11 protein-coding genes and 1 riboswitch are annotated in these 14180 nt (G+C 62.5%); of the genes, 4 read left to right on the top strand and 7 right to left on the bottom strand.

Translation table 11 applies throughout. The annotated features are described in order from the left end of the window. Positions 1-197 precede the first annotated feature (197 nt). Positions 198-1190: an Hsp33 family molecular chaperone gene (locus BM413_RS26545; protein ID WP_091917879.1), complete on the top strand. Its 993-nt coding sequence runs from the start codon at positions 198-200 to the stop codon at positions 1188-1190. A 149-nt stretch (positions 1191-1339) separates the two neighbouring features. Here BM413_RS26545 and apaG read toward each other — a convergent pair whose 3' ends face one another. Then, the gene (apaG, locus tag BM413_RS26540) at positions 1340-1732 is read right to left on the bottom strand and encodes a Co2+/Mg2+ efflux protein ApaG (protein ID WP_091917878.1); all 393 of its coding nucleotides are present in this window, start codon (positions 1730-1732) and stop codon (positions 1340-1342) included. A gap of 140 nt (positions 1733-1872) precedes the next feature. On the opposite strand from apaG, the gene BM413_RS26535 reads away from it, so the two are divergent. After that, entirely contained in the window at positions 1873-2478 is a 606-nt protein-coding gene (locus BM413_RS26535; protein WP_091917877.1) for a CDP-alcohol phosphatidyltransferase family protein, read from the top strand. A 182-nt stretch (positions 2479-2660) separates the two neighbouring features. On the opposite strand, the gene BM413_RS26530 is transcribed toward BM413_RS26535, so the two are convergent. Next, on the bottom strand, positions 2661-3851 hold the full coding sequence (locus tag BM413_RS26530; RefSeq protein ID WP_091917876.1) for an O-succinylhomoserine sulfhydrylase: 1191 nt from the start codon (positions 3849-3851) through the stop codon (positions 2661-2663). Between the two features lie 44 nt (positions 3852-3895). Beyond that, positions 3896-3973: riboswitch (SAM riboswitch) on the bottom strand. Between the two features lie 76 nt (positions 3974-4049). On the opposite strand from BM413_RS26530, the gene BM413_RS26525 reads away from it, so the two are divergent. Beyond that, positions 4050-5144, top strand: a complete 1095-nt coding sequence (locus tag BM413_RS26525) for a 2'-deoxycytidine 5'-triphosphate deaminase (RefSeq protein WP_091917875.1) — start codon at positions 4050-4052, stop codon at positions 5142-5144. A 41-nt stretch (positions 5145-5185) separates the two neighbouring features. On the opposite strand, the gene BM413_RS26520 is transcribed toward BM413_RS26525, so the two are convergent. From BM413_RS26520 to BM413_RS26500, 5 genes are all read right to left on the bottom strand, one after another. Continuing rightward, complete coding sequence (locus BM413_RS26520) at positions 5186-6478, bottom strand: HlyD family type I secretion periplasmic adaptor subunit (protein ID WP_091917874.1); 1293 nt, start codon at positions 6476-6478, stop codon at positions 5186-5188. Then, on the bottom strand, positions 6475-8184 hold the full coding sequence (locus BM413_RS26515; RefSeq protein ID WP_175544448.1) for a type I secretion system permease/ATPase: 1710 nt from the start codon (positions 8182-8184) through the stop codon (positions 6475-6477). Before BM413_RS26515 ends, BM413_RS26520 begins: the two co-directional genes overlap by 4 nt. A 298-nt stretch (positions 8185-8482) precedes the next feature. Next, a complete protein-coding gene (locus tag BM413_RS26510) occupies positions 8483-9847 on the bottom strand; it encodes a DUF2793 domain-containing protein (RefSeq protein WP_091917872.1) in 1365 nt (454 codons plus the stop codon). Positions 9848-10085: 238 nt separating this feature from the next. Further along, positions 10086-11489 (bottom strand): mannose-1-phosphate guanylyltransferase/mannose-6-phosphate isomerase, encoded by a 1404-nt coding sequence (locus BM413_RS26505; RefSeq protein WP_091917871.1) that lies wholly within the window; start codon positions 11487-11489, stop codon positions 10086-10088. A 107-nt stretch (positions 11490-11596) separates the two neighbouring features. Then, positions 11597-12487, bottom strand: a complete 891-nt coding sequence (locus BM413_RS26500; RefSeq protein ID WP_091917870.1) for a glycosyltransferase — start codon at positions 12485-12487, stop codon at positions 11597-11599. A gap of 221 nt (positions 12488-12708) precedes the next feature. Here BM413_RS26500 and BM413_RS26495 point away from each other — a divergent pair, with 221 nt between their 5' ends. Then, positions 12709-14067, top strand: a complete 1359-nt coding sequence (locus BM413_RS26495) for a phosphohexomutase domain-containing protein (RefSeq protein WP_091917869.1) — start codon at positions 12709-12711, stop codon at positions 14065-14067. Positions 14068-14180: the final 113 nt, after the last annotated feature.

Genomic DNA, 14180 nt, shown 5'->3' with positions numbered 1-14180 from the left:
TGCTAATTCTACCCTGCCGGTCATCTGACGCGGCAGGACGGGTTATCAAACGGTCTCAGGGCCGCGAAGCTGTGAAAGCTTGATCCTGAAGGCTTGCATGCCTATCTGGGGCAGATCACATTAAACTGTCGTTTGAACGAGCGGTTTCCGGGCGATGAGTCTTGCCTGTCCGGAGACTGTAAAAGGGATTTGGTCTGGTGGCTGACACGGAACGCAAGCTTGGCGAATTCGGCTTTGCCGGTGATGACAATGTCGTACCTTTCGAGGTCGGCCCGCTCGACGTGCGCGGTCGCATGGTCCAGCTCGGGCCGCTGCTCGACCGGATACTGGCGCGGCACGACTATCCCGAACCCGTCGCCCGGCTGCTGGCCGAGGCGGTGGTGGTCACCGTTCTGCTCGGCACCTCGCTGAAGTTCGAAGGCAAATTCATCCTGCAGACCCGCACCGACGGGCCTGTGGACATGCTTGTCGCCGATTTCACCACGCCGCATTCGCTGCGCGCCTATGCGCGTTTCGATGCCGAGAGGCTGCAGGCGCTGCTCGATGCCGGCGAAGACAAGCCCGAGACGCTGCTCGGCAGCGGCGTTCTGGCGCTGACCATCGACCAGGGCACGCATATGCAGCGCTACCAGGGCATCGTCCAGCTCGACGGCACGACGCTGGAAGAGGCTGCGAAAACCTATTTCCGCCAGTCGGAGCAGATCCCGACCGACGTGAAGCTGTCTGTCGGCAAGCTCGTGCTGCCGGCCGAAGGCGGCCGCCGCGAGCATTGGCGCGCCGGTGGGCTCTTGGCGCAGTTCCTGCCCAAGGCACCGGAGCGCCTGCGCATGCCTGATCTTCACGGCGGCGACGGCGACCCGGGTGCGGACGCGCAGGAAGTCACCGACAATGCCTGGCAGGAACTGCTGGCGCTGGTCGCGACCGTCGACCACACCGAACTGCTCGACCCGACGATCGGGGCCGAGCGGCTGCTCTATCGCCTGTTCAACGAGCACGGCGTGCGCGTCTTCGAGCCTATCGAAATACGCGACGAATGCTCCTGCTCGCGCGAAAAGATCCGCGGCATCCTCGACGGCTTTTCCGCCGAGGAGATCACCGACAGCGTCGAGGACGGCGTCATCCGCGTGAACTGCGAATTCTGCTCGAAGGCGTATGAGTTCGAGCCGGCGGAGTTTTCGACGGAGGCTTGAGGGCGGCGCCGCCCCTCACCCTTACCCTCTCCCCGTGAAGGACGGGGAGAGGGGGTCGTCAGCGTTGGAGCTTCATCCTTCTCCCCGTCGCTATACGGGGAGAAGTGCCGGCAGGCGGATGAGGGGTAGCGCAAACCTGCCCGGATAACCTAATTCACCGTCCGCTTCGTCCCCGGCAGATCCAGCGAAAACGCCGGTATATCCACGTCGAACATTTCGTCGCGCGCGTTGCGCATGGTGTAGCGGCCGACCATGATGCCGGATGGCGTGGTGAGCGGGCATCCGGACATGTATTGATAGCTGTCGCCGGGGTTCAATTCCGGCTGCTCGCCGACGACGCCTGCGCCGCGCACTTCCTCCACGCGCCCGAGACCGTCGGTGATGTGCCAATAGCGCGACAGAAGCTGCACGAACTCGTCCGACTGGTTGGCGATGGTCACGCGGTAGCCCCAGACAAAGCGGCTCTGCGCAGGGTCCGAGCGTTCCTCCAGATAGAAAGGCTCGACACTCACCTCGATGTCGCGCGTGATGGCGCTGTACATATGTCTGCTACTCCAACTCGAACAAGACTCCGCCGACATGGCCGGCAGGTCAACAACCCTAAGCGATAAACCGCGCGATTGTGATTTCCGCAAGGCGGCGTTTCGCGTCTATTGGGTAAATCGGAGGCGGAGATTCCAATATGCTGGATGGCTGGGCGCGCAAGCGCATCGATCCCGCGCTTGAGGCGATCGGCGGCAGGCTGGCGCAGGCTGGCGTCTCGGCCAATGCGGTGACGATCGCCGCCTTTGCCGTCGGTGTCGCCGCGGCGATAGCCATTGCCCAAGGCCATTTCCTGGCCGGCCTTGCCCTTCTGCTCGTCAGCCGCCTTGGCGACGGGCTCGACGGTGCGGTGGCGAGGGTGCGCGGGAAGACCGACCTCGGCGGCTATCTCGATATCGTGCTCGATTTTGCCTTCTACGGCGCGATCCCGCTCGGCTTCGTGCTGGCCGATCCAGCAGCGAATGCGGTTGCAGGCGCAGTGCTGCTCTTGTCGTTCTACGTCAACGGCTCCAGCTTCCTCGCCTACGCGATCATGGCCGAGAAGCGGAAATTGGAAGGCGAGGCGAGGGGAGAAAAGTCGCTGTTCTTCACCACCGGGCTGGCGGAAGCGACGGAGACGCTGGCCGTCTTCGTCGCCTTCTGCCTGTTTCCGGCGTGGTTTGCGGTCATCGCCTATGTCTTCGCGGCGGTGACGTTTTATACCGCCCTGTCGCGCGTTGTGCTGGCAGGGCGGGTGTTTCGTTAAGGCGCGCCTCTTGCCTCGCCCCGTTTAGGGGGAGAGGGAAGGCGAAGCCCGGCTTACCGGGCGGAGCAGGGTGAGGGGCAGCGCCGACGTTGATCGTTAGTGTTCGACGTTGGCACTGCCCCTCATCCGCCCTTCGGGCACCTTCTCCCCGTAAACGGGGAGAAGGAAAGATGGCGTCGACGTTACCCCGCCGCCTTCAGCGCCTTTTCGATATCCTCAAGCAGGTCATCGGCGTCTTCCAGCCCCAGCGAAATGCGCAGCGTGCCGTCGCCGATGCCGAGCTCAGCGCGCGCCTCGTCGGTCAGGTTCTTGTGCGTGGTCGTGGCCGGATGGGTGATCAGGCTCTTGGAATCGCCGAGATTGTTGGAGATCAGGATGATATCCAGCGCGTTCTCGAAGGCGAAGGCCGATTTCTTGCCGCCCTTCAAGTCGAGGCAGATCAGGGTCGAGCCGCCCTTCATCTGCTTCTTGACGATGTCGGCCTGCGGATGGTCGGCGCGGCCCGGATAGATGACGCGCGAAACTTCCGGCCGGCCGGCGAGGAAATCGGCGACTTTCGAGGCGTTCTCGCTCTGCTGGCGCACGCGCAGTGGCAGCGTTTCCAGGCCCTTCAGCAGCGTCCAGGCGTTGAATGGCGACAGGCTCGGCCCGGTGTGGCGGAAATAGTCGTGCAAATTCTCGTCGATCCACTCCTTGTCCGAGAGGATGACGCCGCCGAGACAGCGGCCCTGGCCGTCAATGTGCTTGGTTGCGGAATAGACGACGATATGCGCGCCGAGTTCCAGCGGTTTCTGCAAGAGGGGCGTGGCGAAAACATTGTCGACCACCAGCTTTGCGCCGATCGAATTGGCAAGGGCTGCGACCGCTGCGATGTCGACCACTTCCAGCGTCGGGTTGGTCGGGCTTTCCAGGAAGAACAGCTTGGTGTTGGGCTGGACCGCCTTTTCCCAGTTCTCGATCTGGGTGCCGTCAACCAGCGTCGCCTCGATGCCGTATCGCGGCGCCAGCGTCTCGACCACCCAGCGGCAGGAGCCGAACAGCGCGCGCGCTGCGACGATATGATCGCCGGCCTTCAGGCTGCACAGCACCGCGGCGGTGACGGCGGCCATGCCCGACGCCAGTGCGCGCGCGTCTTCAGCGCCTTCAAGGGCGCACATGCGCTTTTCGAACATGTCGACAGTGGGATTGGCGTAGCGCGAATAGATGAAGCCGGGCTCTTCGCCCTTGAAACGGGCCTCGGCGGCTTCCGCCGTGTCGTAGACATAGCCCTGCGTCAGGTAGATTGCCTCGGCCGTCTCGCCGAAACCGGAGCGCAGAACGCCGGAATGAACGAGTTGCGTTGCGGGCTTCCAATTCTGCTTCTTGTTCGTCATAGCCTTGATCCAAACACAAAAAAACCGGCCGCGAAAAGTCGCATGCCGGTCCACAGACGGCCCTTTAGCGACTTGTTTAACGTGGCTGCAAGCCGACCGGCCAAATCACCACGGGATAACGGTCCTTTAGACCCCGTGCCTTCTTGCGTCAATGCCGGACATCGTTAAACCTCGCCCCTTCATTGCAGGAGTAGAGGTTTGCGGCAGTCGGGTATTCTTCCGGATCGGGACATCGCAGCGCTTTTCCAGTCGGGAGCGCTGGTTGCTGCGCGTCCACTCGACAACGACCAGATCCAGCCGGCGAGCCTCGATCTCAGGCTCGGCGAAAAGGCCTGGCGGGTGCGCGCCAGCTTCCTGCCCGGTCCCGGCCACAAGGTCAGTGAAAAGCTCGACCGGCTGCGCCTGCACGAGATCGACCTGACCGCCGGTGCTGTGCTGGAAACCGGCTGCGTCTACATCGTGCCGCTGCTGGAGCGCCTCGCTTTGCCGACGACGATCTCGGCCTCGGCAAACCCGAAAAGCTCGACCGGCCGGCTCGACATCTTTACCCGGGTCATGACCGACAACGGCCAGGAGTTCGACAAGATACCGGCCGGCTATTCCGGCCCGCTTTATCTCGAAGTCAGCCCGCGCACCTTTCCGATCATCGTGCGTACCGGCTCGCGCCTGTCGCAGATACGCTTCCGCACCGGCAATGCGCTGCTTTCGGAAGCGGAGCTGCAGGAGCTGCACCGCACCGAGACGCTGGTCGCTTCCGACACGCCCAACATCTCGGGCGGCGGCATTGCGCTTTCCATCGATCTCAACGGCGACAAGGATGGGCTGGTCGGCTATCGCGGCAAGCATCACACCGGGCTGGTGGACGTGGACAAGCGCGCCGCGCAGGACGCGCATGATTTCTGGGAGCCGCTCTACAAGCGCGGCGCGGGCGAACTGGTGCTCGACCCGGATGAATTCTACATCCTCGTTTCGCGCGAGGCCGTGCATGTGCCGCCTGGCCATGCCGCCGAGATGACGCCTTTCGATCCGCTGGTCGGCGAATTCCGGGTGCATTATGCCGGTTTCTTCGATCCCGGTTTCGGCCATTCCAACGCCGGCGGAACCGGCAGCCGTGCCGTGCTGGAAGTGCGCAGCCACGAAGTGCCGTTCATCCTCGAACATGGGCAGATCGTAGGCCGCCTCGTCTATGAGCACATGCTGTCGCGGCCGCAGGCGCTCTACGGTACCGATCTCGGCTCGAACTATCAGGCGCAGGGCCTGAAGCTTTCGAAGCATTTTCGCACCGATAGCTGACGGCGCAGCCTGCGCATAACACGCAGCCGCGCCATCAGGTATTATTCGCGAAACGCGTGCTGCAGCTGCTCGGTGAACGGCTTGGTCAGATAGGATAGCGCCGTGCGCATCCCGGTCTGGATGAAGGCCTCTACCGGCATGCCGGGCTTCAGCTGGATGCCTTCGAGCTTCTTTATCTCGCCATCGATCAGCGTGATTTCGATCGGGTAATAGACCTCGCCGGTGGCCTGATCGGTGGTCACGTCGGGCGCGATGGTGGTGACGTCACCCATCAGTTCCGGGGTGACGCGCTGGCTGAGCGAGGTGAAGCGCAACCGCACCTCCTGGCCGATATGGATGTTGTCGATGTCGCGCTGCCCGACCCGCGCCCTGACGATAAGCGCGTCGCTTTCGGGTATGATCAGCATCAACGGCTCGCCCGAGCCGATCACGCCGCCAACGGTGTAGACGTTCGACTCGTGGACATAGCCTGAAAGCGGGGCCGTAATATCGATCCGCTTCAGCTTGGCGATCGCCGCCGTGCGCTGCTCTTCGAGCGTCGCCAGCTTGGCGCGGACCTCGCCCAGCGTGGTCAGCGCCTCGCTGCGCCACTCCTCGTCTTCCTGGATGATGCGGAGCTTGGTTTCGCTGATCGTCCCGCGCAGGCGGCCGATTTCGGCCTGAATCTGGCCCATGTCGCCGTCCAGCATCGCGCCCTGCCGCTCCAGTGCCAGGATACGGCTTTGCTCGACAAGACCCTTGGCGCGCAGCGTTTGCAGCGATTCCAGTTCACGGCCGAGAATTTCCACCTGCCGCTGCTTGGCGGCGAACTGGGACTCGAGGCCGGAAATCTGTCCGCCGATCTGCTCGACCTGCTCGGCAAGTTGCTTTTTCTTGCCCGCGAGCGCGTCCAGCTTCGATTTCAGAAGCTTCTGCTGCCCCTCGAGAATGGTCTGCAGCCGACCGCTGTTCTGGTCCCCCGCCAGGCTCTCGGGCAGGTCCAGTGCCGGGCGCATGTCACGCTCTGCTTCCAGGCGCGCACGCTCGATCAGGAACTCGTCCCTCTGCGATTCGATGATGGCGAGGTTGGCCCTTGTTTCGGTGTCGTCCAGCCGGATGAGGAGATCGCCGGCATTGACGTGGTCGCCGTTGCGCACCGCAAGCTTGGCGACGATGCCGCCTTCAAGATGCTGCACCTTCTTGGCATTGTTCAGAACCGACATCTTGCCGCGTGCGATGACGGCGCCGGCGATATCGGTGGTCGCAGCCCACCCGCCAACGCCTCCGACGAGGAGGAGGACGACGAGAACGCCGAAGAGCTGCGTCATGCGCAGCGATTTTTGCGTTACGCTCATGATACGCGCACCGGACCTACGCTGAATTTGGAGATGTTCTGCGCGGCTGGCTGTGGTTGGGACTGAGGCTGTGGTTGCGGAGTGGCCACACGGGTCACTTTCTTCAGAACCTCTTCCTTGGGCCCGAACTCGACCTGCGCGCCGTCGGCCATGAACAGCAGCTGGTCCACCGCATTCACGGCACTCGGCCTGTGGGCCACGACGATGACGGTGGTGCCGTTCTTGCGCAGCGACAATATGGCGTTGTGGAGTGCGGCATCGCCGATGGAATCCAGATTGGAATTCGGCTCGTCGAGAATGATCAGCGCGGGGTCGCCATAGACGGCCCTTGCTAGGGCGACACGCTGCCTCTGCCCCGCCGACAGCTGCACGCCGTCGATGCCGAGATGGGTGTCGTAGCCATTTTCGAAGCCGAGCGACAGTTCGTGAACGCCGGCAAGCTTGGCTGCGGCGATGATCTTGTCCGGCGTCGCATCGGGATCGAAACGGGAAATGTTCTGCGCCAGCGTTCCCGGCAGCAGGGCGGCGTCCTGCGGAAGATAGCCGATATGCCTGCCGAGCGTGTCGCGGTCCCACTGGTCGAATTTGGCGCCGTCCAGCCGAACGTCGCCCTGGGTATGCGGCCAGATGCCGAGCAGGGCCTTGGTCAGCGTCGTCTTGCCCGAACCGGATGGGCCGATAATGCCCAGGCCGGCACCGGGCTCGAGCGAGAACTGCACGCGCGAAACAAGCGGCTTTTGTTTTCCCGGAGCGAGGCAGGCAAGTCCCGAAACGCTGAGCCGTCCCACCGGCTTCGGCAGGGCCATCGGCGAATGGCCGGCCTGCGCGTCGGCGCTCAGCAGTGCCTTGAGGCGTGCCCAGGACCGCCGTGCACCGATCATCATGCGCCACTGGCCGATCAGCTGGTCTATCGGAGCCAGCGCGCGCGACATGATGATCGAGCCTGCAACCATCGCACCGGGCGTGATCTGCTGCTTGATGGCCAGCCATGCGCCGACCGCCAGGATTCCCGACTGAAACAGCAGGCGCAGCGATTTCGAAAGCGACGACAGCATCGTGGCGCGATTGCTCGTCGCGCTGTGAAGTCCCATCGCCTTGGCCTTCTGCACGAGCCAGCTGTCGTTGAGCGCTCCGCTCATGCCCAGCACTGTGACAATCTCGGATTGCCGGCGTACTTCCTCGGCAAAGCGATGAGCGTCTTCGGAAGCCGTTGCGGCAGACATCTGCCGCTTGCTGGTCAGGAGTTCGGTCAGCACCGCCAATACGACAAGAACGATGGCGGCCGCGAGCGCGAAGGTGCCCATAACCGGATGGAAAATATAGATGGCCGCGATGTACACCGGAACCCATGGCACATCGAAAAAGGCAGCGGGTCCCGCGCTGGAAAGGTAGCTGCGCACCGTGTCGAGGTCGCGCAGCGGCTGAGCGCCGGCCTTGTCGGGCGAGCGCCAGGTCCGTCGCACGACCGCCAGGAAGGTGGGCGCCTGGAGCACCTCTTCCATCCGCTCGCCTATCCGCGAGAAGACGCGTGCCCGCACGGCGTCTATCAGCGCCATGAAGGCGAACAGCGCGCAGATCAGGATGGTTAGAGCGACGAGCGTCGGCACGCTTCCGCTCGAAAGCACGCGATCGTAGATCTGCAGCATGAAGAGCGGGCCGCTCAACATCAGCAGGTTGATGACGCAGCTGAACAATGCGAGCGACAAGGTGGCCTTCCAAAAGGTCCCCTTGGCCTCCTCCATGCCGTCGACTTTTCGCATAGTTCCCCGATGATAGATGCTTGCCAAAAAGGCGATCCGTTCGCCGAACTCTACCGCTGGTCGCAGTAATACACGATCCGTATGAAATCAAAAGAAGATGCCGCATATCGAAATTAGCTGACAGAAAGATTACTTCAACTGTCACCTGAGGACATCATTACTAAACAATGGTAGCCGGACGCAGCCGTCGTCCCGCCTGCGTCCGGTCGCACGCAGGCGGTTGATTTGTGAGCCGATGATTGGGTCAGAACTCGGCGCTGGCAAATATCTTCAATTGCACATTCGCCGAGGCGCTCGTTGCCGAGGAGACGAAGTATACGTGGGCGCCGGTGATCCGGCCGAAGCCGCTGAAGGTATAGGAGGAGACCGTCGTGGGCGCGTTCAAGGACAATTCGATCTCCTGGATGGTTGTTGTCGGCACGACCCGCTTCGCAACGGTGTAGGGCGCGATTGTACGGAAGCCGCTGCCGCTGACCACCGCTCCGCTGAAGAGCGCATAAGCGACCTCGAAATAGCGCCTGCACAACATTTCCTCCAGCGCCGCAGGGCGGGTTTCGAACGGTGTCGGCCATGGCCCATGTTCAACCTGGACGTCGGCGAATGTGGTTTCCAGCCCCGCCGAGATGGTGAGCTTCAGGTCGTCGGCTTCTGCACTGCCAAGCGTGAAGGTGGCGTGGCGGCGGCCGGTACCGGACGGGATGGTGCCTGTCTGCGTGCCGAGCGTCACGGTCAGGTTCCGGCTGGGCGAGTCGACCGAAACCGTAACGACCGAACCGGTCAGGCCGGATTTCTCGATGGTCTGGCTGATCGCACCGATGAGTGAAAAGCGTCCGGCCGCGACAGTGACCGAACAGCCGGTGCCTTCCGCTTTCCAGCGGTCGTAGCCATAGCCGGTGAGCGCGCCGCCGGCAAAACCGCGCTGATTGATTGTGCCGCGGCCGTTGATGATGGCGTTGCGCAATCCGCCCAGCGGGCCGGAATTCAGGCTGCGCAGGCAAGTGTCGCCCGTCGCATTGTTGATGCGGACCGCTTCCACGAAGGTGCTTCCGTCGGCACTGACCTTGAACAGCAGGTCGTTGTTGCCGATCAGGCCGATTTCGGCGCGGCCGGAATAGGCCGCCTGAAGCATCAGCGTGGCACGCGCGCCAGCATTGGCCTTGTTGATCGTGAGCTGGTGGTCGCTGCCCTCATGGCTGAACAGCGATGCGGCGCTGACGATTGCAAGCCGGTTCGTCGTGTCGGCCGTCGCGTTGACGCCGAGCGACAGGAAATTCTCGACGACGCTTTGCCACGCCCCGCCCTTTCGCACCATCAGCTTCGCCTCGTCGGTCAGCCAGGCCAGCCAGCCGTCCCGCGGGACGAAGAACCGCCAGCCGCCGTCGAGAAAGCAGGCGATCTGCCCGGCATGGCCGGCCCACTCGCCCGTAGCGCCGGATGCCACGATGTGGCGGGCACCGTCCGCCGGCGAGCCTGGCGGTGAAGTGCGGTTCCGGTCCGCGACCGCCAGCTGCACGATGGCATCGAGAGCGGTCAGCGCCTCGTTGTGGGTAACGTGCTTCTGCGCCTGGGACGGCATCAGAAGCGGAAGATTGAGATTGCGACTTTCCATGGCGAAGGGTCCCGATTGTTGAGACCCGAAGTATCGGCCGTGCACGAAAGACGGGGAAAAAGACGCCCCGTTTTTGTTCCGTCAACGGAACGGTCACTTTGCCGAGGCTGGATGACGGAAGTAATTAATCAACAAAAACAAGGTGAAAGGCGTATGCAGACGAAGTGGGAAGCTCCGGTTTCGAGCGACAGCAGCGCTTTCGCTCGAAATGTTCTTCCCCCATTCGCCAGGCCGGTGCTTACGACCGGCCGTATCTGTCCTCGAAGCGGACGATGTCGTCTTCACCCAGATAGGAGCCCGACTGCACCTCGATCAATTCGAGGTCGATCTTGCCGGGATTTTCCAGAGCGTGGATTTCGCCCAGAGGAATATAGGTCGACTGGTTCTCCGTGAGCAGGATCGTCTCCTTGCCCTTGTGGACCTTGGCCGTTCCCCGCACGACGATCCAGTGTTCGGCGCGGTGGTGGTGCATCTGGACCGAAAGCTTGGCGCCGGGCTTGACCGTGATGCGCTTGACCTGGTCGCGCTCGCCGAAATCGATCGAATCGTAGTGGCCCCATGGCCGATAGACCTGGCGATGGTTGAGATGTTCGTGACGGCCGTCGGACTTGATCTGCTCGACCACGTCCTTGACCTTCTGGACCTGATCCTTGTGGGCGATCAGCACCGCGTCCTTGGTCTCGACGACGATAAGATCCTCGACGCCGATCACGGCAACCAGGCGCCCCTCGGCGTGGACAAGATTGTTCGTGCTGCCGATGGAGATGACGTCGCCGCGGAAAGCGTTGCCGTCCGCATTCTGCGCCTGCACTTCCCACAGGGCCGACCAGGAGCCGATATCGCTCCAGCGCGCATCAAGCGGCACCACGACTGCATCCGAGGTTTTCTCCATGACGGCATAGTCGATGGAGTCGGCCGGGCAGGCCTTGAAGGCTTCCGCGTCGATGCGCACGAAGTGCATGTCCGTCTGCGTGTTCGATATCGCGCGGTCGCAGGCCGCGACCATTTCCGGATTATGGCGCTTGAGTTCCTCCAGATACCGGCTGGCGCGGAACATGAAGATACCGCTGTTCCAGTAATACTCGCCCGTCGCCAGATAACCCTCTGCGGTTTCCCGGTCGGGCTTCTCCTCGAAGCGGCTCACGGCGAAGCCCGCGCCGATTTCGCCGCCGCGCTTGATGTAGCCGTAGCCGGTCTCGGGACGGCTGGGCACGATGCCGAAAGTCACCAGCTTGCCTTGTTCGGCCAGCGGCACGGCCGCCCGGATGGCGTCCTGAAAGCGCGCGACATCCTGGATGAAATGGTCGGCGGCCAGCACCAGCAGAAGCGGGTCCTGCCCCTGGCGCGTCGCCAGCAATGCGGCAAGCGCGATCGCGGGTGCCGTATTGCGGCCAACCGGCTCGAGCAGGATCGTGGCCTGCTCCTTGTCGATTACGCGCATCTGGTCGGCGGCCAGAAAGCGATGCTCCTCGTTGCATATGAGCAGCGGGCTCTCAGCGCCCAGGCCTTCAAGCCGGATCACCGTGTCCTGCAGCAGCGTCCGTTCGCCGGTAAGAGCAAGGAACTGCTTGGGATAGAGGTGACGCGACAGTGGCCAAAGTCTCGAGCCGGAACCGCCGGCCATGATTACTGGCAAAAACATGAACTGCTATTTCTCCTTACCGGCCGAAGTCTTGCGGGCTCACCTATACTGGACGCGTTGGTGATGGCAAATCTGATTCCCGTTTGCTGTGGGCGAAGTTGTCCGCTTTACCAGCCTGAACCGCGCCCCCGATTATCGAGATAGAATGATTTGCCTCTGAGCCATGTGCGAGGCGAGGGGTGATTGCGAAAAGCCCTGAGAACGCTGCCAAGTGAAGCTGCTGGCGCCCCATTGAAGAATTCGGCGCGGGCGCGGGCAATCGTGGAAACCAGTTCGAACGCCGCGATCAGCTCGCGGTCGCCGTTTCCGGTCATCTCCTTGCGCAGCACCCGCACCATCTGCAGATTGGCGTCGTGGACATCCTGATAGGATTTCCAGGTCGCCCCCATCGTTCTTGATCCGCTGTGCGAATTGTATCGATAGACGGCCGAATTCAGGAATATCCGCTTCCGCGACAGGCCAAACAGCTTCAGCATCATGTCGCGGTCGGCGCCCAGGCCGATATCGCAGCGAAACGGCCCGGCTTCGCGCAGAAGTCCGGTGCTGATAATCCGGCTGTTGATGGTCGGCACGGCAAACAGCAGAGACGCAATGCTCATCTCACGGGCGTGATGATCGCTCTTCCAGTTCGGCTTGCCATCGACCGCGATCTCGGCCTCTCCTGTGCCGATGTCGGCAAGGCTTTCCTGCGCCTTGCGCCAAAGCTCGGTCATGCCGCCCAGAAGGAGATCGTCGGAGTTAAGCCAGACGAGATATTCGCCCCGCGCGCTGGCAATCGCCTTGTTCAGGCCCTCATAGAGCGACCGGTCCGGCCCTTCAATCAGCGTGACCGGTGCATTGCGCAGAAATTCCAGGGTTCCGTCGGTGGAGCCGCCATCGGCCACGACGATCTCGACATTTCCGGCGGGGATGGCCGACTTCACCGACTCGATCGCATCGCGAATGTGCGGCATGCCATTCAGGCAGGGCATGACAATGCTGAGGATCGAAGCCTCCATCGAGAGTTCCGAGTTCCACCTTCAACAGGCGGAAAGTGAAAGGGCGTGACCGGAGCCCCGCGGGAAGGCAACAATCACATTTCGGTTGGCCAGGTTATGCAAAGTCATGCGGCCGACAAAGCCAGTAGCCATGATTACTGGTTGCATCAAGCCTGCTTCCTTTCTAACACGGCTGGCCGGCCGCATTTGGCCGTTATGCGAAGGATAGTCGGGGAGACCACGTGAAATCACCTTTCAAGGCTTATGACGTTCGCGGACAAATTCCCGATGAGATCAACGCTCCCTTCGCCTATCGTTTCGGGCAGGCGGTCGCCAGCCTGCGCAACCCGTCTGCCGTGGTGGTCGGGCACGACATGCGCCAGGACAGCCCGGCATTTGCTGCAGCACTCGCGCAGGGCCTGCTCGACAGCGGCGTGAGCGTCCAGCCGGTCGGGCAATGCGGCACGGAAGAGGTGTATTTTCACACCGAGCACTCGGGCGCGGATGCCGGCATCATGGTCACGGCCAGCCACAATCCGGAAAACTACAACGGCTTCAAGATGGTGCTGGAAGGCGCGACCGCCGCAACGCGGGAAAATGCGCTGAATGCCATCGAAAAGCTCGTCCTGTCGAACACGGTCATTCCGGCTGTTTCAGATTACCGCTCGCGTGGAGCGCTGAAGCCTCTGCTCGATCGCGGGCCCTACATCCAAAGGCTGCTGCAGCAGGTCAAGGGCGTGAAGCTGAAGCCGATGAAGATCGTCTGCCACGCCGGCAATGGTTGCGCAGGCCCGATCATCGATCTCCTGGAAAAGCATCTGCCGTTCGAGTTCATCAAGATCGACCACGAGCCCGATCCGACGCTGCCCAACGGCATTCCAAACCCGCTGCTGCCGGAAAAGCGTACCCGCGCCAGCCAGGCGGTCATCGACCATGGCGCCGATCTCGGCATTGCCTGGGATGGCGATTTCGACCGCTGCTTCCTCTACGATCACAATGGCCGCTTCATCGAGGGCTATTATCTGGTCGGGCTGATCGCGCAGACGATGCTGCGCTGGGCGCCCGGCTCGACGATCCTTTATGATCCGCGCCTGACATGGAACACCATCGACGTGGTGACGGCGGCGGGTGGCGTGGCCAAGACCTGCCCGACGGGCCACGCTTTCTTCAAGCACATGATGCGTCAGGAAAACGCCGTCTATGGCGGCGAGATGAGCGCGCACCACTATTTCCGTGATTTCGCCTATTGCGATTCCGGCATGCTGGCCTGGCTGGCGATCGTCGTCGAGCTTTCGACCAGCGGTGCCACGCTTGCCGAACTGGTCGAGCAGCGCATTGCCGCGTTTCCCTGTTCGGGCGAGATCAACTTCACGGTGGCCGACGCGAAACTGTCGCAGGAAAAGATCGCCGAGCGTTTCCTGCCTCAGAACCCGCTGGTCGAATCCATCGATGGCCTGAGCATGGCGTTCGACGACTGGCGCTTCAATCTGAGAGCGTCCAACACCGAGCCGCTGCTGCGGCTCAATGTCGAGACCCGCGCCGACACCGCCCTTTTGGCCAAGAGGGTATCAGAGCTTTCGGATCTGATCCGGGCGGGCTGAACCGCTCCAGCGAGTGGGCGGCTCAGGCGACGTTGAGCCGCGCTTCGCCCTTCTCGACATGTTCGCGGAACCACGCATAGGCGTCTTCCAGGCCGGTTTTGAGATCGTATTTC

This window comes from Mesorhizobium sp. YR577 (assembly GCF_900116595.1).
Classification (GTDB): domain Bacteria; phylum Pseudomonadota; class Alphaproteobacteria; order Rhizobiales; family Rhizobiaceae; genus Mesorhizobium_M.
Note: the sequence above shows the minus strand (reverse complement) of the source record. Positions and strands in the feature narration are given on the sequence as shown.